The sequence below is a fragment of the Chryseobacterium sp. JUb7 genome, assembly GCF_024806495.1.
Classification (GTDB): Bacteria; Bacteroidota; Bacteroidia; order Flavobacteriales; family Weeksellaceae; genus Chryseobacterium.
Window position 1 is genome coordinate 334409 of record NZ_JANUFF010000004.1, and the last position, 23915, is coordinate 358323.

Below are 23915 nucleotides of genomic sequence, written 5' to 3' on the forward strand. Positions count from 1 at the left end.
TTTAATTAGGTATAAATTGATGTATTTCTGCGTAATTTTGCCTTATTATATGAAGAAACTTATTACTCTATTTTTGTTGATTTTTATCGCAAAAATCAATGCTCAAATATACTCTGGAGAAATTTTTTTAAGAGATAACTCCATTTTATATCTTAATCAGGTTTATGTTACCAATCTGAACAGTCAGAAGACCGTTCTTACCGATTATAATGGTGATTTTAGAATCCAGGCCAATCCGGGCGATGTGATCCGTTTTACATCCATCGTAACAGAAAGAAAAGATGTAAAACTTACACCGCAACTTTTTGGTGTCAAGAACTTAGTAGAACTGAAAATAGCCTATAAAGAAATTCAGGAGATCGTTATTAATAAATTCAAGCCTACCGGAAATCTGAGATATGATGTGAATGCTCTGAAAAAAGATGATAAAGCGTATGCCCTCAAAAAAGTAATCGGGCTTCCGGAACCTAAAGGAGACGGAAATCCACCGGAACTTCCTGTGGCGGGCTTACGTGATGGAGGGCTTACATTTAGTCTAGAAAGTATTTATGATATTTTATCTGGAGAAAGAAAGAAAAAGCAACGCTATGTGGCTTACGAAAAAATGAATTCTTCAGTAACACAGATCCGAAATTATTTAGGAAAAGACTATTTCTTAAGATTTAAGATCCCTGAAAATTTAATTGATAACTTCCTTCAGTTTGTCTATACTTCAGAAAATATTCAGCCTTATATTTCGGCAGGTAATTTTGAAGCTGTAAAAATTCCCATCGAAAAATATCTTCCAATTTATCAGCGAAGACTTAGGAATTCTCATCTTCAGGATGTTATAAAATAATCAACTTTTACTTATAAATTTAAAGGGTGTATGTTATATGAATTTTATAGCATACATCCTTTAAATGTTTAAAAATATGTTTAATTTTAGCCATGCATATGGTGTTTTAAAAATAAAAACATAATTGTTCCGTTATCATTTTATACACCAAAAGTCCGGCACAAGTGAGAAAAGAACTGATGATTACAACTTAATATTAGTTAATGAAAAAGATACTTTTACTCTTTAGTGTGATCTTATTTGCCCATATTTCCGCACAAAGTAAAGGCAAAGATTACAGCAATATCCTGAAAAGCAAAAACATTTATGAGATAAATGCTTTCTTAAGAGATGCTCACCCCGATGATCCCCGCAGATCCGTTCTGAAACCAAGAGTAATGGATATGATGAAGGAGTACATTAAAAATGCAGCTCCCGGAGACCAGAAAGTGAGACAGATGCAGGACTGGCTTGCCATGCTTAAAAGAAGACCTTCCACAAAAATATCTTTCGATGAAATGAATGCAATCATCAGACAAAAACAGATTGCAAAATACCAGAAAGAGTTACAGGTCGGACAAGCCGCGATCGTTTACACTCCGAGTGCTCCCCAAAATGTGTATGCAGCAACAGCTCCTGTTGCCAAAACCGTTACTGCTATTCCGGATACCGAAGCATCAGAATTTAATATGCTGATGGGCGAAAATCCTATGGAGCATAAAAATAAGACAGTCAAAATATTAAATTCTTTATTTGACAATGATCCCAATGCAAAGGAATGCATCGTAATGATAGAAAATAAATCCGACTGCAATATTATCATGAGAATGGAGGGTATAGGAACTACAAAATACAGACTTCCCGTTCCTGCACATGGTGACAATTCAATAGTAGTACAAAAAGGAGATTATCTTTTCACAAGTATTGTCTGCGGTGCTCAGTATGCCTCTCAGAAAACAATACAAAAAGCAATTATTGTAGCCCTGGGAACTTCCAAAGCAAAATAAAATTTCAGTTCCCGTTATTTTAAAATTCGCAATTTATCCTTAAACAGTAAAATCATAAGTCTATTTTTAGTATTTTTGCAGGATTTTAATTATCTCATGGGAAAGAATAAAATAGCAAGATTCACTGAAAATAAAATATTACCGAATGTAATTCAACCTACAAGAGAAGAAGCTTTACAAGGTTTCGAACTTAAAGGAAAATGGAGAACAGAATTCTTTAAAAATGACAATCCCATTGTTCTTGAATTAGGCTGTGGTAAAGGAGAATATTCAGTAGGACTAGCCAAAACATTTCCCGAAAAAAACTTTATCGGAGTAGATATTAAAGGAGCCAGATTCTGGTTTGGAGCTAAAGAAGCAGTACAGAACAACATGTCGAATGTCGCTTTTTTAAGATCTCAGATAGAACTGATTGACAGTTTCTTTGCTGAAGGCGAAGTGGATGAAATATGGATCACATTCCCGGATCCGCAGATCAAATACAGACGTACAAAGCATAGATTAACCCATCCTGATTTTTTAAACAGATATAAAAAATTCTTGAAACCGGGAGGAATTGTTCATTTGAAAACCGATTCCGAATTCTTACACGGTTATACATTAGGATACCTTCAGGGAGCTGGGTACGAAATTGTTTCCGCGCACCATGATATTTACGGAGCCCCGGAATATGACCCTAATACTCCACACTTACGCGATATCAGAACGTACTATGAAGAGCTTTTTTCTGCTAAAGGAAAAACCATAACATATATTAAATTTAAAATTAATTAAAACAGCTATCAAATGATGAAAAAACACACCCTCCTTTTCAAAAAAAATCTCAGATAATCTGTAATATTTCTCAAGAATAAAGAAGCAGAATATGCTTTTTTATCATCAGGACTGTAATCTTTTACGGTCTGCATTTCCTGTATACATAAAAACACAAACCTAGAAAAATTAACCTAAAAATTAATTTAATTCTTACATTATGAAAAAAAATACAGTTATCATTCCCTTTTTTGTTCTTTTAATTTCCAATTTTTCTTATGCTCAAAAAAACAGCAGGCATATTTTGAAAAGCACCAATATCAAAGAAATTGAAGAATATCTGAAAAGCGCACATCCCGAGGATCCTAAAAGAGCTCTATTAAAATCAAAGGTTATTGCCTTAAAAAACGAAGAATGGACAAAAGGTAAAAAAGATGCTAAACCTATGGAAGCAAGGCCTGTTATCACAGAAATACCTAATAAAGTCCTACGAAATCCCAATTCGGAAGAAGCAGAAGAATTTAAAAAGCTGATTGGACTCAGTGCAGACGAGCATAAACAAAAAACAGCAAAAATACTGACAGCCATGTTTGATGAAGATATTACAAGTAAGGAAGCTATTCTTTTATTTAAAAATAATTCAGATTGCAATATTGTCTTAAGAATACAGGGGAAAGACTTTTATAACCTTGCTGTTCCTGCACAGGGAGAAAATTCTATTGTCATCAATAAAGGAGCTTATAACTTTAGCGCAAATGTATGCGATGTAAAATATAATTCGCAAAAAGACATTAAAAAAAGTATATTTGTAGCATTAGACAATCCTTCATATAAAAATACCAAATCCAGCCCTGCTTCAGCCACAGAACCTAAATCAGGCAACGATATAGATGTCAGTAAAGTTGCAGCAAATCCTTTAAAAAAGAAGAAAGGTAAAAAATAGATCGAAATATGAGAAAATTATTTCTTTTCGCCACATTAATTCTCATAACATACAGTTGCAGTGTAAATTACAATAATTACCCTGTAAAGAAAACCTATCCTTCCACCGGAAATACAAACAATTCATCCATCAATACAGAAGGGGAATACAGCGAACTTATTAAGACTTATAAACCCGAGACAACAGAAGTATTGAATGATCTCTTAAATGGCTCATCAGACCACTCTAAAACATCTGTTTCGGTTCATAATAAATCGAGATGCAATATGGTGCTTACGATCAATGGAGGCGGCTATTATAAAAAAATACCCATTACTGCCGGAAAAATAGGATATGCCATGGTACCCAAAAACCAAAACTACACACTTTCCGGAATGGTTTGCAGCTCTGCCTATAATAAGAAAACATTTATATCAAGCTCTTATTCTATTACACTTTCAAATTAGCCAAAAAAATCAAGGCAGATCAAAATAAAAAAACCACTAAGTAATCTTAGTGGTTTTTCTTATATTAAAGAAAATCTTTAATTATTCAGCATCGAAATCAGCATCTTTTTCAGCAGATACTTTTTCTCCTTCTTCTTTAGATTTTTCTTTATCAGCTTTTCTTTGAGACTGCCCTTCTTTGATAGAATCAGAAACAATGTTTAAGATCATATCGATAGATTTAGAAGCATCATCGTTTCCTGGGATAACGAAGTCTACTTTTCTAGGATCAGAGTTTGTATCAACAATACCGAAAACTGGAATACCTAATTTCTTAGCTTCAGTTACAGCAATGTGCTCTCTCATGATATCTACAACGAAGATTGCAGAAGGAAGACGAACCATGTCAGAGATAGAACCTAAGTTTTTCTCTAAGTTAGCTCTTTGTCTGTCAACTTGTAATCTTTCTTTTTTAGATAAAGTTTCGAACGTACCGTCTTTTTTCATTTTGTCGATAGAGTTCATCTTCTTTACAGCCTTTCTGATAGTAACGAAGTTCGTTAACATACCTCCTGGCCATCTTTCTGTAATATAAGGCATATTAAGTTCAGAAGCGTGTTTTGCAACTACTTCTTTCGCTTGCTTTTTAGTAGCTACGAAAAGAACTTTTTTACCTGCAGAAGTTAATTTTTCTAAAGCGCTACAAGCTTCATCCAATTTAACTGCTGTTTTATGTAAGTCTACAATGTGAATACCATTTTTCTCCATAAAAATGTATGGAGCCATATTTGGATTCCACTTTCTAGTCATGTGACCGAAGTGTACACCAGCCTCTAGAAGGTCTTTTACATTTGCTTTTGCCATGTTTTCTGTTTTTGTTAGTTTACTTTCCGTTTCTTAAACAATCAACAACTTCTTTAGATGGGAGAAGTGTTTGGATGCTAAACGTAACGGGCAATTGGCGGTTTGCTTTTTGCTTGTGGCAATTGGCTTTTCGCCGAGATTAAGTTTAAAAAAATTTTAATAAATTCCTGAAGCCAATAGCCAAAAGCCATTCGCCAACAGCAAATCTTAACGTTTTGAGAATTGGAATCTCTTTCTTGCTTTTTTCTGACCTGGCTTCTTTCTTTCCACCATTCTTGCGTCTCTTGTAAGTAAACCAGCTGGTTTCAAAGCTAATCTGAATTCAGCATTGATTTCGCATAAAGCTCTTGAAATACCTAATCTGATAGCTTCTGCCTGACCTGTATTACCACCACCGAAAACATTTACGGTAACGTCATACTGACCAACAGTTTCAGAAAGGATAAACGGTTGGTTCAACTTGTAAACCATCACGTCTGTAGAGAAATAAGTTGCAGCATCTTTACCGTTTACTGTAATGTTACCAGTTCCTGGCTTTACATAAACTCTCGCTACAGAAGTTTTTCTTCTTCCGATTTTGTGAACTATAGACATAATTAATTATTTAAATTCGTTAACATTAATTGTTTTAGGCTGTTGAGCTTCATGTTTGTGCTCAGTTCCTTCATATAAATAAAGGTTCTTTAATAAAGCAGATCCTAATCTGTTTTTAGGCAACATACCTTTTACAGACTTTTCTAATACTTTTAAAGAATCTTTCTTTTGAAGTTCAGCCGCAGTCATAGACTTCTGTCCTCCAGGGTAACCTGTATGCCAGATATAAGTCTTGTCGTTCCACTTGTTTCCAGAAAGAGTAACTTTCCCAGCATTCAAAACGATTACGTTATCACCACAATCTACGTGAGGTGTGTAGTTCGTTTTGTGCTTACCTCTCAAAATCTTTGCAACCGTAGAAGCTAGTCTTCCTAACGGCTGTCCTTCAGCGTCTACCACAACCCATTCTTTATTAGCAGTAGCTTTGTTCGCTGAAACAGTTTTGTAACTTAATGTATTCACACGTTTTAGTTAAAGATTAAACATAATTTCCCCCTAAAAGGGTGTGCAAAGGTACAAATTATTTTTGGATTGCAAAAACTTATTTTATTTAATCCGTAGATCTGTATTTTGATTAAACGATTCGACAGATTTCATCTATAACAATTATTTCTGGCATAAATATTGTAAAAGAAATTTCGATGAAAAAAATATTCTAAAAGATTCTAAAAACACGGTGATAAAGTAAAGAGTTTAGTTTTAAACTCTTTCTTTATTAACTTTTCTTTAATTATTCCAATAAAAGTTTACGAATTACAATATCATATTTAGTTAAATAATTATATTTGCTAAAAACATAAAAGCATGAGCCACGGAAAGTTAAGGGAAAATAAAAACTGTCTTAATTGCAATCATCAGGTTGAAGAAAGATTTTGCCCTCATTGCGGTCAGGAGAATATTGAGACCCGCCAGCCATTCCATTACCTTTTCACTCATTTTATTGAGGATTTTACACATTATGACGGGCAGTTCTGGCAAACGATTAAATATCTTCTGATCCGCCCGGGAAAACTGACTAAAGAATATCTTTCGGGGAAAAGACAAACTTATGTTGCCCCTGTGAAGTTATACATCTTCATCAGCTTCATTACCTTTTTAGTTCCTAATTTTTTCCCTCATTCTGAAAGTGGTGATCATAAAAAAGAAAAAACAATACAAGTAGATTCTAAAACAAAAAAAGAAGAGCAGGCACAAAATACGGAAAAGACTCTTGAAAATCTTACAAAAGAAGGTATCCTGTCTGAAAAGACAGCACAGAAAACAAAAAGCGTTATCGATTCTGCCAAAAAAGCCGATCCTACAGACGACCTTATTGACAGCTCATTATCTGACGAAAGTGCCCCAATTCTAAATGCACATAACATGACAGAATATGAGCAACTTCAAAAAAAAGACGAATCGGGCTTCTACTCGATTATGAAACCTCTGGCGAAGAAAATGTTTGAAATGAAGGAAAAAGGCTTAACTAAAAAACAAATTTGGGAAAAATACGGAGAAACAATTGTTCATACTGTTCCAAAGGCACTTTTTGTATACTTACCTATATTTGCATTTTTTTTATGGATTTTCCACAACAAGAAGAAATGGTGGTATTTTGACCACGGCATTTTCACCTTACATTACTTTTCTTTTTTGCTTCTGGCAATTCTAAGTTTTATTATTTTAAAAAATATAGTGAGCTATCTTCCTGATTACGGAATTATAAACTTACTCTACCTTTTAGCCTATACAGCACTCATTATATACCTGTCGGTTTATTTTTTCATAGCACATCACAGAGTCTATGAGCATTCCAGAACCATGAGTGTATTTAAGGGGATGGCTTTATTTATTGTAAATTGTATCGGGTTAACCTGTATGTTCTTGGTATTATTATATGTAAGTTTAATTACCATGCATTAATTGCGCAGAGACTTTGTTGCCCTGAAACTTGCAATTAAATAATAAGCGACAAAAACAGTAGAAAACTTCAGGATAGAAGGAATCGCCAATTCAATACTGAATAATAAAGTTCCGATCAGCACCAAAATTCCCATGGCCACAAAAGACAATCCAAGCTTTTGCGGTAAGGAAATATTTGGCGTATCAAGATAATAAGCAATTCCCCATGCAATACCGAAAGCCAGAGCATAAAATATATCAAGACCGAGGTTATCTGAGCTGTAAAAAAAATAATTAATTAAAAAACTCAAAACCGTACCCAACGCAAAATATAGCAATGCTTTTTTCATACCTTATATATAATATGGTGCAAAAGTAAAGATTTTAGTTATCATTTCTAAACGAATGTTTGTTATTTCAGGGAAGATTCAATTCATTGAAATCAAATAAACAATTAATAACCAATAAATTAAATATAAAATTCAGGTTCTTATTTTATTATTATATTTGGAATTCAGAAATTCTCTAGATTTTTTATGGAAACCCAAAAATATACTCCTAAAAACAAAGTAAGAATCGTAACAGCTGCGTCTTTATTCGACGGTCACGATGCTGCGATTAATATTATGCGCCGTGTTATTCAGGGAACAGGATGTGAAGTCATCCACCTTGGTCACGACAAGTCTGCTGAAGAAGTTGTAAATACAGCCATTCAGGAAGATGCCAACGCAATTGCCCTAACTTCTTATCAGGGAGGTCACAACGAATATTTTAAATATATCTACGACCTTTTAAGAGAGAAAAACTCCCCGCAGATCAAGATTTTTGGAGGCGGTGGCGGCGTAATCCTGCCTGAAGAAATCGAAGATATTATGTCTTACGGAATCGACAGAATTTATTCTCCGGACGATGGTCGTGAACTTGGTTTACAAGGAATGATCGACGATCTGGTGAAAAGATCGGATTTCGCAACAGGAAAAGATGTAGAGGCAAGTGATTTAGATTCAATTAGTTTTGAAAACTCTACGAGCATTGCAAAAATCATTTCTGCCGTTGAAAACTTCTCAGAAGAAAAACCTGAACTGGTAAAAGCAATTGATGAAAAATCAAAAGATTTAAATATTCCGATCATTGGTATCACAGGTACAGGTGGAGCCGGAAAATCTTCATTAACAGACGAATTGGTAAGACGTTTTATCCGTTCAAATCCGGATAAAAAAATTGCTATTATTTCCATTGACCCCTCTAAAAAGAAAACAGGAGGTGCACTTTTGGGTGACAGAATTCGTATGAACGCGATCAATGATCCGCGAGTTTATATGCGTTCGATGGCGACAAGAGAAAACAACGTTTCTGTTTCTCCGTTTATTCATTCTGCTTTAAATGTATTGAAGTTGGCTCATCCGGATGTAATTATTCTAGAAACTTCAGGTATCGGACAGTCCGGTTCGGAAGTTTCTGATTTTGCTGATGTTTCAATGTACGTAATGACTCCTGAATACGGAGCTTCGACACAGTTGGAAAAAATCGACATGTTGGATTACGCAGATTTAGTTGCTTTAAATAAATCCGATAAAAGAGGTGCTTTGGATGCGCTTCAAGCCGTAAGAAAACAGTTTCAGAGAAACCATTTATTATGGGAAAGCCCATTGGATGACATGCCGGTTTATGCTACAAAAGCATCTCAGTTCAATGATCATGGCACAACGGAATTATACAACAGATTAGTTTCTAAGGTAAATGATAAATTTGCTGATTTAAATTTAAAAGGTTTTGTTGAACAGGAAATTACAGACGAAGTAACGATCATTCCTCCAAAAAGAGTGCGTTACCTTTCTGAAATTGTTGAAAACAACAGACAATACGATGCTAATGTTGAAAAACAGGCTGAATTAGCAAGGAAAATGTATCATATTGAAGGCGTAAGAAACTTCCTTTCGAATGAAACATTGGATGCTGAATATCAAAAAGCTGAAAAAGATCTTCAACAGGAAAATATTGACTTCCTGAAAACCTGGGACGATACGAAAGATGCTTTCAAAGCTGAATTTTATTCCTATTTCGTTCGTGGAAAAGAAATTAAAGTTGAAACTTCAACAGAATCTTTATCACACTTAAGGATTCCAAAAATCTCTTTACCAAAATATACAGATTGGGGGGATTTGATCAAATGGAAAGGTCAGGAAAACCTTCCGGGAGGCTTCCCATATACAGCCGGAATTTACCCTTTCAAAAGAACCGGTGAAGATCCTACAAGAATGTTCGCCGGAGAAGGAGGTCCTGAAAGAACGAACAGAAGATTCCATTATGTTTCTGCGGAAATGCCTGCAAAACGTTTGTCTACCGCTTTTGACTCGGTAACATTGTACGGACAAGATCCAGCTTTACCACCGGATATTTATGGTAAAATCGGAAATGCCGGAGTTTCTATTGCGACTTTAGATGATGCTAAAAAACTATATTCAGGATTTGATCTGGTGAATGCATTGACTTCAGTTTCCATGACAATCAACGGACCGGCTCCGATGTTGTTGGCTTTCTTCATGAATGCTGCCATCGACCAGAATGTTGAGAAATATATTGCTGAAAATAAGCTTGAGGCTAAGGTTGAGGAAGTTTTAAAAGCAAAATTCGACGATAAAGGTCTAGAAAGACCTAAATATAATGGAGAACTTCCTCCTTCAAATAATGGCTTAGGGTTAAAATTATTAGGAATCACGGGAGATGAAGTTATTCCTGCTGAAGCTTATGCTGAAATTAAAGCTAAAACAATTGCGACAGTTCGTGGTACCGTTCAGGCTGATATTTTAAAAGAAGATCAGGCACAAAATACTTGTATTTTCTCTACTGAATTTGCCTTGAGATTGATGGGTGATGTTCAGGAATATTTTATCACAGAAAAAGTAAGAAACTTCTACTCGGTTTCTATTTCAGGATATCACATTGCAGAAGCGGGAGCAAATCCTGTTTCACAGTTGGCATTTACATTGGCAAACGGTTTCACGTATGTTGAATATTATTTGTCAAGAGGAATGGACATCAACGATTTTGCACCCAACTTATCATTCTTCTTCTCCAACGGTATCGACCCTGAATATTCTGTGATCGGACGTGTAGCGAGAAGAATCTGGGCAAAAGCCATGAAAATAAAATACGGGGCAGACGAAAGAAGCCAGATGCTGAAATATCATATTCAGACTTCAGGACGTTCACTTCACGCTCAGGAAATTGATTTTAATGATATCAGAACAACCTTACAGGCACTTTATGCAATTTACGATAACTGTAATTCATTGCACACAAATGCTTATGACGAGGCTATTACAACGCCGACTGAGCAGTCTGTAAGAAGAGCGATGGCAATTCAGTTGATCATCAATAAAGAATTAGGATTAGCGAAAAACGAAAATCCACTTCAAGGTTCATTTATTATTGAAGAATTGACGGATTTAGTTGAAGAAGCTGTGTATGCAGAATTCGACAGAATCACAGAAAGAGGTGGTGTTTTGGGAGCGATGGAAACAATGTACCAACGTTCGAAAATTCAGGAAGAATCAATGCATTACGAATGGTTGAAACACACTGGGGAATATCCGATCATTGGTGTAAATACGTTCTTAGGAAAAGACGGTTCACCAACGGTTCGTCCGGGAGAAGTTATCCGTTCGACTGAGGAAGAAAAGCAGGTTCAGATTGAAACATTGCATAACTTCCAGAGATCTAATGAAGATAAGTCTGAAGAAGCTTTGAAAACATTACAACACGCAGCAATCAATCAGCAAAACTTATTTGCCGTAATGATGGATGCAGTGAAATATTGTTCTCTTGGGCAGATTACCAATGCACTTTTTGAAGTGGGCGGTAAGTACAGAAGAAATATGTAAGTCCGTAGCCGGACTGGCAATTTATAAATTAAGCACCTCAGGGAATTTTCTTTGAGGTGTTTCTTTTTATATGAAAAAACTGAAATATTTCAGTATTGGAATATTTCTGAAAAAATAGCATATCTAATTTCTCGGAGTTTTTTATTTTCGCACCGAAATTAATGATAACTATGAAAAAATTATTTTTTGTTTTTGCAGCACTTAGTTTGTTAACAAGCTGCCTTCCTAAAGTTGCTTTGGCTCCGGAATACTGGAACAAACCCTCTAAAGTCGGAATATTAGTCAATGCTACTCCACCCGCAAAATATAAAGAAGGCTCTCAGGGACTTTTAGATATGGCTGTAACATCTGGAGATAAATACCAGGAAGCCCTGAATTTAATCGGTGAAAAAATACATCCAAAAGAAGAATTAATTGCAATGTATTCTGAAATTTTACAATCAAAAGGGAAAGAAATTGTAATCATTGATGAAAAATTTGATCCTAAGACAGCGACAAAATTTAGTGGGACAAAAGCAGAAGGAAAAAAGTATTCCCGATATGATTTTAGTGATTTAAAATCTAAATATAATGTTGATGAATTATTATTCGTTGATGTAAATCATGGCTTTATGATCTCCTACTATGGAATGATAGAAACCGGAAAAATGGCTCATACGTTTTTGAACACAAGCTTAATCAATCTATCAGATCAGAGTCTTGTAATGTCTAGCCTGAATATGAAAAACGTGGCCCTGAAAAAATGGAAAGACAATAATTACGAATCTTCAATACAGGGAGTGAGATCATCTCTGGATCAGGCGAAGGAAGAAGAAAAGAATATCAATCTGAAATAAACATGCAACAGTAATTAAATACAAAACCTCACAGCGTATTTGCTGTGAGGTTTTTATTTTAAAAAAAAATAAATTCTACTATTTCTTATTAAAATCTCCTGCAAAAACAGAAGTCAGTTTATCTTCACTGATGTATTTTCTAAGAACATCGTTGACCTGATTTACTTTTAAAGCCGAGGCTTTAGCTTCCAGTACATCATAATCCTCCAAAGGAATACCATACTGAAGCTGGCTATTAACAAGACCCATCAAAGTATTTTCACTTCCAAGACTCGTTTTTCTTGAAGTCAGCCATGAATTTAAATTCGATTTTAATTCTTCTTCTGTGAATCCTTCCTTAACTGCTTTATTCACCTCTTCTTTCAAAGCTTTGTTTACTGCATCTTTTTTAGTTGGGTTAAAGAATGCATACCAACCCCAGGATGCCACAGTATTATCAGAAGGAACACTGATATATGAACCCGCTCCATAACTGATTCCTTCTTTTTCACGAAGTCTTGTCGGAATTCTCGATGTAAGGAATCCCCCGCTTCCTAACATTTCGTTTGCAATAACAAACGCAGGATAATCGGGGCTGTTTCGGTCCATAGAGAAGCTGATTTTTCCAACACCAGCTCCATTCTCCTTATCCGGAGTTAAATATTCTTTATCCTGTTTTTTTGTCGCGAAAAGTTCAGGCTTTATTTTTTCGTAATTAGATTTTGAGTTCCATTTTGCAAAAGTAGTCTCCATTAAAGAAGATGCTGTTTTAGCATCCAGATCTCCGATCATTGTTCCTACCCCATTATTACTTCCTAGAATCTTGTTGTAGAAATCAACCAGTTCCTGTCTTTTAATCATCTTATTCGCTTCAATCTGCTCTTTGAAAGATGGTGTATAGAAAATACTTTCTTTAGGATAATTTTCCGTGATTTTTTCAATTTCGGTAAATGCCAGAGCCTGAGGATCATTTAATGAGCCTTCCAGATAAGTATTGTATTCATTGACAGCTTTTACAAGTTCAGTTTCAGGGAAATTAGATTCGGTAAGAATTTCCTTTAACAATCCCATTGCCTTTGGTAAATATTCTTTGTAAGTGCTTACATTCGCATACAAAGTCTGCCCATTAAATGAAAAATTGATACTTGATTTCCATTGATCGAGCATATCCTGAATCTGTTCTTTTGTATGAGACTTGGTTCCAGTTTTCAGGACCTGAGCCATCAAAGAGCCTACCAATGCCTTTCCGCTTAAATCTTTAGCATTACTTACAGGAAAACGGAAACTTCCCAAGACTTTGCCACCTTTAATTTCTTTTTTAATGAAACCATACTTCATTCCGTTGCTTAATTTTCCTTCAGAAAGGTTAGCTTTCAGGTTTTTAATGCTCGCTTCAAAAGGTGCCACTTCTTTTTCTAAAGCTTTCCCTTTGTAATCTTTGGTCAGCGTAGCAATCTGTTCATCGGAAAGTTCATTATTCTTAACCCTTATCTCATCTTTTGTAGGAATAAATACCCCAACTGTTCTGTTATTTGTTTTGAAATATTTATCTGCAACCCTCTGAATATCTGCTAAGGTTAATTTTTCAACATTATCGCGGTATAACATGCCAAGTTTATAATTACCCGCTCCTACAATTTCTGTTAAGCTAATTGCAAAGCCGATTGTATTATTCTTGGTATTTTCTATTTGTTTAAGAATTTTTGCTTTTGCTCTCAGAACATCCTGCTCCGTATATTTGATCGCAGCTACTTTATCCAGCTCTGCCCTGAAGTCATTTTCTATAGCTTTTACATCTTTATCAGCAGGCACTTCAAGACCGAAATACATAAATGCGGCGTCCCTCACAGTCGGCTGATAAGAATAAACCGAAGCAGCTTTATGAGAATCGATCATCGCCTTATACAAATATCCCGAAGGATCCGAAGTTAAAATTTCCGACAGTGCATCCAAAGCAGCATAATCTTTATCTGCATAAGGAGCAGTGTGATATAAAGCACCTACAATTTTACTGTCCCCTGAACGTTTCAGTTCTATCAGACGCTCGCCATCCTGAGCCGGCTCAACGGTATAGGTCTGGTCCAGAATTCTGGAAGGTCTTGGAATCACGGAGAAATATTGAGAAATATAATTTAAAGCCTGCTTTTCATCAAATTTTCCGGCAACGACAAGCGTTGCATTATCAGGCTGATAATGTTTTTCATAGAACTTTCTAAGCGTTGGTGCTTTTACTCTTTCAATATCTTCTTTGCTTCCGATCGTGCTGTTTCCGTAGTTGTACCACAAATAAGCGGTGGAAACAATACGCTCCATCAAAACGCTTCCGGGATTGTTTTCACCAATTTCAAATTCATTTCTTACTACAGAAAACTCCTTATCCAGATCAGACTGAAGAATGGTCGCGTTGATCATACGGTCGGCTTCCATTTCTAGTGACCATTTCAAATTTTCATCACTTGAAGGGAATACTTCATAATAATTGGTTCTGTCATACCAGGTTGTACCATTGGCATTTCCTCCTTTATCAGACAACTGTTTTTTAATATCACCTAATTTTTTAGTGCTCTTAAACAGCATATGCTCAAGCAAATGCGCCATCCCTTTTTCTCCATACCCTTCATGTTTTGAACCTACATTATAGATGATATTTACCACCATATTACTTTGTGAAGCATCAGGAATGAGAAGAACTTTCATCCCGTTACTCAAGGTATACTCCTTTACACCTTCGGTATTACTTACAAATTTTGGAGCTTCTGCTTTTTGCGAAAATACAGGATTAGAAAGACCTGTAAAAAAAAGGACCGCTGTCCCAACGAGTAAATTTTTCATGTGTTTTATTTAATGTTGTCAAATTTAATTGTTTTCATGGTATATTTATTAATTAGACAATTTAAATCACAGAAATGTTACAAATTTTGTCATAAAATTGCAATTCAAAACAGTATTATTTAAAATGAAACCAAAAGCCATCTTCAACTGGAGCAGCGGAAAAGATTCTTCTCTGGCACTGTATAAAATTTTAAAAGAAAATAAATACGAGATAAACTCTTTATTGACGAGCATTAATAAAGAATTTCAGAGGATTTCAATGCACGGAGTTCCGGTTTCGCTTTTAGAAAAACAGGCAGAAAGTCTAAACTTACCATTAATCAAAATGGAGCTTCCAAAAGAACCCTCCATGGAAGAATATTGTGAGATAATGAGCAAAACCATGACCGAAATAAAATCTCAGGGAGTAACTCATTCTATTTTCGGAGATATTTTTCTGGCAGATTTAAGAAAATATAGAGAAGACCAATTAGAGTCTATAGGAATGAAGGGAATCTTTCCTCTTTGGAAAATCAACACGACCAACCTCATCAACGAGTTTTTGGATTTAGACTTTAAAACCATTGTTACGTGTGTAAATGAAACCTATCTTGATAAAAGCTTTGCAGGAAGAGTTATTGATCGTGATTTTATTAAAGATCTACCCAAAAACGTCGACCCCTGCGGAGAAAACGGAGAGTTTCATACTTTTACTTTTGACGGACCTATTTTTGAAAATCCTATTCACTTTGAAGTGGGCGAAATTGTCAGAAAAACATATCCGAAACCGAAATCTGATGAAAGCGAAAAAGATGGAGAATATGCGTTCTGGTTCTGTGATTTGATCTCAAAACAATAACTAAAATTTTACATTTTAAAGCAAACTAATGAAAAGTAAAAGATATTTATATGTATTTGTAAAATAAATCAGATATCATTAAAAATTTCTCATTCACCGACACATTTTTTCTGTTTACCTCAAAATATTTTTTCATTGTGAAGTAGCGATTACTTTTGATTGATAAAAATCAAAATAACAATGAGAATACTAAAACTTTTCAGCCAATCCCTGCAGGTTTTATTATTCCTGTTCAGCATTATATCTTTTGCGCAGACAGGAATAAAAATCACTTACTACAACGGGACATCACAGGATTATACGATAGAAGCTTCCGGAAAATTATACTTTTCGGGAAGTAATTTACTTGTAAAAACGAATACGGCAGCAAGCAATGTTTCTATTCCTACCAGCATCATCCGAAAAATTACATTTGCCAATGCTACTTTAGCCACTCAGGAAATAGGGATCAATCAATCTCAGTTTGCATTATATCCTAATCCTTCCTCCGATTTTATAAGAATAACATCCGGAAAAAAGAAAAAATTAAATGTGAAGATTTACTCCGTAACAGGAAAACTGGTTCTTCAGGGAACTTATCAACCTGATGAAAATATAGATATCAGCAACCTGAGCTTAGGATTTTATTTTGTTCAGGTCAATCAAACCACTTTAAAACTGATCAAAAAATGAGAAAGTATATTTACATTATAGTGGCAATGCTTTTCTCCTTTGTCACAAAAGCACAGCAGAATATCGTCGTTCACAATTCGGGAAATACAATGTTCGGTTCTTCAACAGCTGTTGTAGACAGTATCACATTTGACACGACCTATTCGAAAATTAAACTTAATGGAAATCCGTCTAGCTTAAACATTCAAAAAGCAGTTATAGACAGTATTACATTTACCTCCAATACTGTAAATCTCGATAAAATTTATATCATTTATAACGGAACGGAAAACGCAACGATTATTAATCCATATTCAGCCCAGGGTGTTAATATTACCGCCAACGGAGGAACGGTTACTGTTGCAGCAACATCCGGAATCAGCAATCTTGAATATAATTTATTAGGAACAAGCAGTACAGGAAGCTTAACCATGAGTTCAGACGTTGCGGCAAAATTTGTCATGAACAACCTGAATATTACCAATGCTTCAGGACCTGCAATTACGATCACCGGAAATCAAACCCATACATTTACCCTTCAGTCCGGAACGACAAATTCTTTGACAGATGGGTCTTCCAGCACCAAAAACGGAACACTGCAGACCGATGGAAAAATTATTTTTGCAGGAACGGGGATTTTAAATATTAAAGGAATTAAAAAACACGGCATCTCCACTTCTTCAGCAATTGAAGTTCAGAACGGAACTGTTAAAGTGATTTCAGCGGCATCGGACGGCTTTCATTCTGAAGGTTATCTGATGAGTGGCGGAACAGTAAATATAACGGCAACTGCCGATGCTATTGATGCGGGAGATACTGCAGTTTCTATTTCGGGAGGTAATATTACAGCGATTTTAGCTTCTGCTGACGTCAAAGCTATTAAAACAGGAACATCTACCATCGGAATATCAGGAGGAACAATTAATCTCACTTTAACAGGTGCTCAATCTAAAGCCATCAGCGCCAAAGGAAATATTACATTCGACGGAGGAAATATCACCGCCAACCTTTCAGGAGCAGCTGTCCTTACGGCTTCAGGAAGTGGCTATGATCCCTCATATTCCACTGCCATAAAAACTGATGCCAGTGTAATCATTAATGCCGGAATTTTAAATCTTAGCTTAGCCTCAACAGCCAATGGAGGAAAAGGAATTTCTACCGATCAGAATATCACCATCAACAATGGAACTGTGACGATTACAACTGCCGGGAACGGCGCAACCTATATCAATACAACAGGGGTTACAGACTCTTATTCTTCTTCAGCGATCTCAGCAGACGGTAATATTTTAATCAATGCAGGATCATTGACGACGACAAGCTCAGGAACAGGGGGAAAAGGAATAAAAGCTGACGGAACGATCACCATCGGAACTGCAACCACTAGCCCTGTCTTAAATATTAAAACAACAGGATCTCGATTTTTAGTTTCAGGAACAGATTACAGCCATCCGAAAACCCTTGTTGCTACAGGAGCCATCATCATTAATAATGGAAATAATACGTTTAATTCAACTGATGACGGAATTCATTCTGACACATCGGTAACAGTAAACGGAGGCGCCAATACTGTTTCCGCTATTTCAATAGTTTCCGGTGTGGGTGAGGGTGTTGAGGCTCCAATCATTACCTTTGCGGGCGGAGTCAATAATATTACAGCATCCAATGACGGGATCAATGCTACTTACGGAACTGTTTCAGGAGGTACAGAAGCTAATGACGGAAGCCATCTTTACATCACCGGAGGTATCGTAATTGTTGCAGGAAGTGATGCAATCGACAGCAACGGGAATATTACCATTACCGGAGGAACCACGATTGTCAACGGACCCACCAGCCAACCCGAAGAAGGTATTGATTATAACGGGACTTTCTTAATGAACGGAGGATTATTAATTTCCGCAGGTTCCAACTCAAACATGACAAAGGCGATGGGTGCTGCTTCTACTCAGGTGGGAATGTACTTAAAATCCAGTTCGCAATTGGCAACATCGTCTATGCTTCATATAGAAAATGCTTCAGGAACAGAAATGGTTACTTTCAAACCTAAAAACGGGGTGTATTACTTTCATTTTTCCAGTCCGAACCTTAATAAAAACACTGCATACAAAGTGTATTTCGGAGGAAGCTATTCAGGTGGAAGCTATGTTGGAGGATCTTCGGGATGGGGATTGTACTCAGGAGGAAGCTACTCTACTTCCGGGGGAACTTTAAAAAGTACATTTACAACCTCAGCAACGAATAATGTCAATACAGTAAGTTTTTAATCGATCTTAAAAAATATTTACCCCTAACCTCTTAAGTAAAATTAAGAGGTTTTTTATATTTTTGATGGATTATTTCACCTATCAATTTAAAACACACTCCTAATGACAAAAAAATTATTTTGCCTTCCTTTGCTATTTTTCATCCTGATAAATTTAATTTCCTGCGAAAAAGAACAACCTGTAAAAGTAGTTGATAAAAAAGTGATTGCAGATTCCGCTGTCGCCGTTTTTGAAAAGAAATTAATTTCAAATCAAATTGATTCTGTCTTCAAAAAATATCATTTTAATGCCAGTGTCGCTGTTTTCAAAGACTCTGTTGAAGTATATAGAAAAAATAATGGATTTTCAGATTTTGAAACTAAAACTAAAATTAATAATCAAACTATTTTTTCCATAGCCTCCATCAGCAAGCAGTTTACGGCAGCACTTATCTTGCTTCAGGCAGAACAGGGAAAGCTTAATATAAATGATAAAGTTTCAAAATATTTAAAAGAATTTCAGACAAAAGACTATGCCTCTATTACTATTCATCAGCTTTTAAATCATACTTCAGGATTAAATATTCTGGGAAACCAGCTGATGTTTAAAAGTGGTAGCGGGTTTTACTATTCCAACGATGGATTTAATGCTTTAGGTAAAATTGTAGAAGCTGTATCAGGGAAATCTTATGATCAGAATGTTAAGGAACTTTTCAATAAAGCAGGAATGAAAAATTCTTCAACCGGAAATCTTTTTAAAGGAAAAAACTTTGCCCAAACCTATCTTGGATCACAAAAAAATCCTGAAAAGATAGAAAATATGCCCAAAAGACTTGCCGGCAATGACATAGGAATTCCCGCGGGAGGAATTCTATCTACCATTGACGATCTTCACCAATGGAATACCATGTTATATGGCGGTAAAATTCTAAACCCTGAGACTTTAAAAAAATTCACTTCAAAAAGCGCTGAAAGACAGCATCCTGTTTTCGGAAAAATGGGTTACGGCTACGGAATTATGATGAATATCGGAAAACCGCTTGCTTACTTCCACAGCGGGTATGTGAAAGGAGCTCCGTCTCTGAATATTTACTATCCAAAAACCAAAACTTCTGTTATTATCTTATCTAATGTTGCCGATCAGGAAAAAGGAACTGCTTTTAAGCCTCATATTGAGATCAAAAAAATAACAGACCTTATGGAAAGTACAGTTGAAAGTATAAAAAGTGATACCTTAAAACCCAAGCTTCTTTAAGCCATGAAAAAATTATACTTCATAGCAATCTATCCACCTCAGCAAATCATTGATGAAGTAAGAATGTTCAAAGAAGATTTTGCACAGAATTATAACAACTCTAAAGCTTTGAAAAATGAGGCACATATTACTTTGTTTCCTCCATTCTCAAGAGAACTGGAATTAGAAAATGACATTATAGAAGCTTTTCGGAAAATCGACACTCATATTTCTCCTTTTGAAATAGTACTGGATGGCTTTGGCAGCTTTCCCAACCCAAAGAATCCTGTGATTTTTGTACATCCCGAAGAGAATGATCCCCTTAAGGATTTACACTCAAAGGTAAAAAAGCAATTCAACTTTATCAACACATCATTCAATCCACATGTGACGGTTGGCTACCGGAATTTAAGTTTCGACAACTACCTCAAAGCATGGGAGATCTACAAGAACAAAGAATATAAAACTAATTTTATAGTTGATAAAATAACACTCCTTCGCCATGATGATAATTGGGTCCCGATTGATGAGAAAAAATTAGCTCCTGTTTAAAATTAAAACAAAAAAATCGACTTATACAGTCGATTTTTTTATGTGGAAAAGATAAATTTTATTCTTTAATAATCTTTTGTGAGATAATCTGTTCTTTATCCTGACTTACATTTAGTATATAAGTTCCCGTTGGCAGATTATTAATGTCTACACGCAATGTCTGAGCGTCTTTAAGCTCAGACTTCACAGGAATAAGTTTTCCGGAGGCATCATACAAAACGACTTCAGTATTTTTTGAGAAATCCTGTTTTCCTTTGATATAAAATTCATTGTTGGCAGGATTAGGATACATGCTGAACCTTCTTTCTGTAGCTTTTATTTCTGATGTTTTCAGTGTTGATGATTTATTTAAAAGCCATGTGATATTGGTAATATGTAATGTGCTGTGGTTATCTACTTTTAACAACGCCGTATTATCGGTAACGGAAAACAGCAGGATATTATTACCCGTATTTAACTGACCCGGAGAAATCGTTATTGCATTTCCTGTAGCTGCAAGAGCAGTACCATTCAGTTTCCAGGTGTTAACCAGAGTATTTGGGATAGGAAGAATTTCATTGACAGTAAAAGTTACACTTGAAGAACCATCTATTGTTGTGTTGTTCGCTGGAGTATATGAGTCTACCGGAGACACCAATGTGTGTATTCTTTCTATGATAGCCTCTTTACATACAGAACAAAACTGCTGGTTAAGATATCTCATTTCACAACTTTGATGAGGACGGAACCAGCTCGGACTTTCGGCATGAGAATATACTCCTACTCCATTCAGGCCTACCCAGTTTTTCCATTTTATCGTTGCCGGATTGGAAGTCTGGGTTTTATTGGGAGACTCACCGGAACCGGAAAACCAATATTCATCAGCCAGTTTTCCAAAAGAATGTCCCAGTTCATGGACTACAATTTCATTAGCCGATCCATTTAACGAAGCAAAAGCATATGCTCCTCCACAACCTCCGTACTCTGTGGAATTTCCTAAAATATAGGTGAGATCATAATCCGGAACATTAGCTGCAAGAACCTGAGCCACTTTGTTGGTAGAATTACTGTATATGCATCTGTGAACTCCGAAGTCGAAAGATGATCCCAAATAATTATTAGGATTTGAAACCGGAATTACCGGCTCAGTAACATCTGTTGCTGTGCCCGGATGCTTTACTCCGCTATCTGTAGAAACTACCTTCACTGCATAGGCATTGAAATAATTTTTATATTCTGTATAAGGACTTTTTGTGAAAAGATAATTGATAGTAGACTGGGCAGAATTTATAAAAGCATCCTGCTGAGCAGTGGTAAAACCATCTCCCAACACGGCTATGTTAAGGCGCTTGTCATTCGATCCGTTTTGCAGAAGAGGAACAGTCTGAAAGACCTGAGCAAAACAGAAACTGCTTATAAAAAGGGAAAATAAAGTTTTTTTCATGATTAAAGTTTTTGTGTGAATAGAAGCTGTCTTCCTGTATTGGTTACTTTTTCAATTTTTACCATCTGAATATTCTCAGAATGTACATATCTTATACTGAATTCGGCATTTTGTAAAGAGACTTTATTTCTGCTGATGGTATCTTCATAGACTTCCATAACCGGATTCAGAGGATCTTCCACAATTTGTTTCACCACCTCCTTACCTCTCGTATCTGTCAAAGAGATTACAAAGTCGCCAACCTTCAACTCTTCTTCATCAAAAACAGGATTTGATTTCAGTTTTCCGCTGACCATTTTTTTATCTTCCAAAATGATTTTTTCAGTATTCGAAGTATTTTTCTCAACTTTAAAAAACAGATAAACGATCTTATCACTTCCTTTTAAATGAAATGTTTCCTTCCCGACATCATTGTTATTTAACAATTTAGTTTGCAGAAAATTACAAAAAACCATAACGGGAACCGTTAATAGAATAAATAAATTTTTCATGATTATTTTTTATTAAAGTTAAAAAAGATTTCAATGCCTTTTTCCTATTTTAACTCTTTTTTTCATCGCTAAGAAAAATTAGAAGCCCTATCTTTGGCGCAATGATTTCAGAAAAAATAATTTTGGGCATAGATCCGGGAACTACCGTAATGGGATTTGGGATTATTTCCGTTAAAAAAGGTAAAATGGAAATGATTTCCATTCATGAACTTTTACTTAAAAAGTACCCGAATCACGAAACGAAGCTTAAATATATCTTTGATAAGACGTTAGCATTAATTGACGAATTTCATCCTGATGAGGTCGCATTGGAGGCTCCTTTTTATGGAAAAAATGTTCAGAGTATGCTTAAGCTTGGGCGCGCACAGGGTGTTGCTATGGCAGCTAGCTTATACCGGAATATTCCTATTACCGAATATTCTCCTAAAAAGATAAAAATGGCGATCACCGGAAACGGAAATGCGAGTAAAGAGCAGGTAGCGGGAATGCTTCAGAATTTATTGGGTCTTAAAGAATTTCCAACAAAATATCTTGATGCCTCCGACGGATTGGCCGTGGCAGTCTGTCATCACTTTAATTCAGGAACGATTTCCGATACAAAAGGATATACAGGCTGGGCAAGCTTTTTAAAACAAAATCCGGATCGTTTAAAATAACATCCGGATTTTTTTATTATTTGGCTTTATATTCTGCAGGAGTAACATTGAAGTCTGCGGTAAGTTTCCCGTTTTTATCGTAATAAGAGTATTTAAGTACAACATCATTATCACGGAACTCCTGTAAATCAGCAGAAGTTTTTACGGCTTGTAAAGCGCCTTCTTTAGCTTCTTTTTTAAAAGTCTCTATTTGCTCCGGCGTTACATTTTCTTTCACATCATCTGTCAGCGTATAATTATATTTAAATACCTTGTTAGGCTCTGTAGAAACACTGTCTAAACGTATTCCGTCATTAAGAATCTGAGGCGTAAGTTTGTTCATGCTTGCGGCGGCTTCTTTAAGCTCATCATCAATTGTTTTTTCTTTTTTACATGAAACTACAATTAATAGAAGTAAAACCAATGAAAACTTTACTACATTTTTCATAATTTAAAGATTTTGAGTTTGATATTTAAAGATAGGATTATTTAAATAAACAGATATTGTACTTTCTTATAAAGTGTTTACTGTTTTTCATAAGTATCTTCAATTTCCCTCACCTTACCATCAAGAATATCACTGTAGCGTATTGAAAATTTATTCTCGGAAAGAATTTCATATTGTTCTGTTTTCTTTAAATCGCCTTCCCAATAAGAAAAACAGCATTCATTTATACTGATCTTTATTGGACCTCCTGAACTCTTGACAGAACAGTCTTTACCCGTAGCATAATTTTTAGTCAGAAACCAGTTTCCGTTTTCTTTCTTAAATACCAGAGTATATTTTTTCATGCAATCATGTGAAGGATATATTTTTTTCTCATTCCCTTCAGAATATTTCTGATCCACAAATCTCCAGCTTCCGGTAAAATAATGCGCATTATTTTTTACAGATATTTCAGGTTTGTTTTTTAATTGTTTTTTGGTCTGCGACTGACAAGAGCATATCAGCAGGCACAATAAGAAACAACTTATTACTTTAGCCATATTTAAAGATATTATCAACAAAAAATAAGCCCTTAGAAAAGGGC

General features: G+C 35.5%; 23 protein-coding genes. 14 read left to right on the forward strand and 9 right to left on the reverse strand.

Annotated elements, in window-relative coordinates; all coding sequences use genetic code 11:
• Positions 1-49: 49 nt before the first annotated feature.
• From M2373_RS10465 to M2373_RS10485, 5 genes are all read left to right on the forward strand, one after another.
• Entirely contained in the window at positions 50-838 is a 789-nt protein-coding gene (locus tag M2373_RS10465) for a hypothetical protein (protein WP_259110436.1), read from the forward strand.
• 203 nt (positions 839-1041) lie between these two features.
• Positions 1042-1824: a DUF6759 domain-containing protein gene (locus M2373_RS10470; RefSeq protein ID WP_259110438.1), complete on the forward strand. Its 783-nt coding sequence runs from the start codon at positions 1042-1044 to the stop codon at positions 1822-1824.
• Between the two features lie 96 nt (positions 1825-1920).
• Complete coding sequence (gene trmB, locus M2373_RS10475; protein WP_259110439.1) at positions 1921-2598, forward strand: tRNA (guanosine(46)-N7)-methyltransferase TrmB; 678 nt, start codon at positions 1921-1923, stop codon at positions 2596-2598.
• Positions 2599-2797: 199 nt separating this feature from the next.
• Positions 2798-3520: a DUF6759 domain-containing protein gene (locus M2373_RS10480; protein WP_259110441.1), complete on the forward strand. Its 723-nt coding sequence runs from the start codon at positions 2798-2800 to the stop codon at positions 3518-3520.
• Between the two features lie 8 nt (positions 3521-3528).
• Positions 3529-3966 (forward strand): DUF6759 domain-containing protein, encoded by a 438-nt coding sequence (locus M2373_RS10485; protein ID WP_259110443.1) that lies wholly within the window; start codon positions 3529-3531, stop codon positions 3964-3966.
• Between the two features lie 81 nt (positions 3967-4047).
• On the opposite strand, the gene rpsB is transcribed toward M2373_RS10485, so the two are convergent.
• The 3 genes from rpsB to rplM form a co-directional block, all read right to left on the reverse strand.
• Positions 4048-4809 carry a 30S ribosomal protein S2 gene (rpsB, locus tag M2373_RS10490; RefSeq protein ID WP_259110445.1) on the reverse strand — a complete coding sequence of 254 codons (762 nt, stop codon included), beginning with the start codon at positions 4807-4809 and terminating at the stop codon, positions 4048-4050.
• A gap of 207 nt (positions 4810-5016) precedes the next feature.
• Positions 5017-5403, reverse strand: coding sequence for a 30S ribosomal protein S9 (rpsI, locus tag M2373_RS10495; protein ID WP_034678948.1), 387 nt, complete (start codon positions 5401-5403; stop codon positions 5017-5019).
• Positions 5404-5409: 6 nt separating this feature from the next.
• The gene (gene rplM, locus M2373_RS10500) at positions 5410-5865 is read right to left on the reverse strand and encodes a 50S ribosomal protein L13 (RefSeq protein WP_007843275.1); all 456 of its coding nucleotides are present in this window, start codon (positions 5863-5865) and stop codon (positions 5410-5412) included.
• Between the two features lie 342 nt (positions 5866-6207).
• Here rplM and M2373_RS10505 point away from each other — a divergent pair, with 342 nt between their 5' ends.
• A complete protein-coding gene (locus M2373_RS10505) occupies positions 6208-7305 on the forward strand; it encodes a DUF3667 domain-containing protein (protein WP_259110447.1) in 1098 nt (365 codons plus the stop codon).
• Here the strand turns inward: M2373_RS10505 and M2373_RS10510 are convergent.
• On the reverse strand, positions 7302-7634 hold the full coding sequence (locus M2373_RS10510) for a hypothetical protein (protein WP_259110449.1): 333 nt from the start codon (positions 7632-7634) through the stop codon (positions 7302-7304). The genes M2373_RS10505 and M2373_RS10510 overlap by 4 nt on opposite strands.
• A gap of 186 nt (positions 7635-7820) precedes the next feature.
• Here M2373_RS10510 and M2373_RS10515 point away from each other — a divergent pair, with 186 nt between their 5' ends.
• Together M2373_RS10515 and M2373_RS10520 are read left to right on the forward strand one after the other, a co-directional pair.
• Entirely contained in the window at positions 7821-11168 is a 3348-nt protein-coding gene (locus tag M2373_RS10515) for a methylmalonyl-CoA mutase family protein (RefSeq protein WP_259110451.1), read from the forward strand.
• Positions 11169-11338: 170 nt separating this feature from the next.
• Positions 11339-12004 carry a hypothetical protein gene (locus M2373_RS10520; protein WP_259110453.1) on the forward strand — a complete coding sequence of 222 codons (666 nt, stop codon included), beginning with the start codon at positions 11339-11341 and terminating at the stop codon, positions 12002-12004.
• Between the two features lie 78 nt (positions 12005-12082).
• Here the strand turns inward: M2373_RS10520 and M2373_RS10525 are convergent, their stop codons facing one another.
• A complete protein-coding gene (locus tag M2373_RS10525; RefSeq protein WP_259110455.1) occupies positions 12083-14815 on the reverse strand; it encodes a pitrilysin family protein in 2733 nt (910 codons plus the stop codon).
• Positions 14816-14939: 124 nt separating this feature from the next.
• On the opposite strand from M2373_RS10525, the gene M2373_RS10530 reads away from it, so the two are divergent.
• From M2373_RS10530 to M2373_RS10550, 5 genes are all read left to right on the forward strand, one after another.
• A complete protein-coding gene (locus M2373_RS10530) occupies positions 14940-15653 on the forward strand; it encodes a diphthine--ammonia ligase (RefSeq protein WP_259110457.1) in 714 nt (237 codons plus the stop codon).
• A gap of 180 nt (positions 15654-15833) precedes the next feature.
• Positions 15834-16325, forward strand: a complete 492-nt coding sequence (locus M2373_RS10535) for a T9SS type A sorting domain-containing protein (RefSeq protein WP_259110458.1) — start codon at positions 15834-15836, stop codon at positions 16323-16325.
• Positions 16322-18571, forward strand: coding sequence for a carbohydrate-binding domain-containing protein (locus tag M2373_RS10540; protein WP_259110459.1), 2250 nt, complete (start codon positions 16322-16324; stop codon positions 18569-18571). The genes M2373_RS10535 and M2373_RS10540 overlap by 4 nt, the downstream gene beginning before the upstream one ends.
• Positions 18572-18673: 102 nt before the next feature.
• Complete coding sequence (locus M2373_RS10545) at positions 18674-19804, forward strand: serine hydrolase (protein WP_259110460.1); 1131 nt, start codon at positions 18674-18676, stop codon at positions 19802-19804.
• Positions 19805-19807: 3 nt separating this feature from the next.
• Positions 19808-20335: a 2'-5' RNA ligase family protein gene (locus M2373_RS10550; RefSeq protein ID WP_259110461.1), complete on the forward strand. Its 528-nt coding sequence runs from the start codon at positions 19808-19810 to the stop codon at positions 20333-20335.
• A 58-nt stretch (positions 20336-20393) separates the two neighbouring features.
• Here M2373_RS10550 and M2373_RS10555 read toward each other — a convergent pair whose 3' ends face one another.
• Together M2373_RS10555 and M2373_RS10560 are read right to left on the reverse strand one after the other, a co-directional pair.
• Positions 20394-21758, reverse strand: coding sequence for a M64 family metallopeptidase (locus M2373_RS10555; protein WP_259110462.1), 1365 nt, complete (start codon positions 21756-21758; stop codon positions 20394-20396).
• A 2-nt stretch (positions 21759-21760) separates the two neighbouring features.
• Positions 21761-22249, reverse strand: coding sequence for a hypothetical protein (locus M2373_RS10560; protein ID WP_259110463.1), 489 nt, complete (start codon positions 22247-22249; stop codon positions 21761-21763).
• 101 nt (positions 22250-22350) lie between these two features.
• On the opposite strand from M2373_RS10560, the gene ruvC reads away from it, so the two are divergent.
• Complete coding sequence (ruvC, locus tag M2373_RS10565; RefSeq protein ID WP_259110464.1) at positions 22351-22905, forward strand: crossover junction endodeoxyribonuclease RuvC; 555 nt, start codon at positions 22351-22353, stop codon at positions 22903-22905.
• Between the two features lie 16 nt (positions 22906-22921).
• Here the strand turns inward: ruvC and M2373_RS10570 are convergent, their stop codons facing one another.
• Together M2373_RS10570 and M2373_RS10575 are read right to left on the reverse strand one after the other, a co-directional pair.
• Entirely contained in the window at positions 22922-23332 is a 411-nt protein-coding gene (locus M2373_RS10570) for a hypothetical protein (protein WP_259110465.1), read from the reverse strand.
• 77 nt (positions 23333-23409) lie between these two features.
• Entirely contained in the window at positions 23410-23871 is a 462-nt protein-coding gene (locus M2373_RS10575) for a hypothetical protein (RefSeq protein WP_259110466.1), read from the reverse strand.
• Positions 23872-23915: the final 44 nt, after the last annotated feature.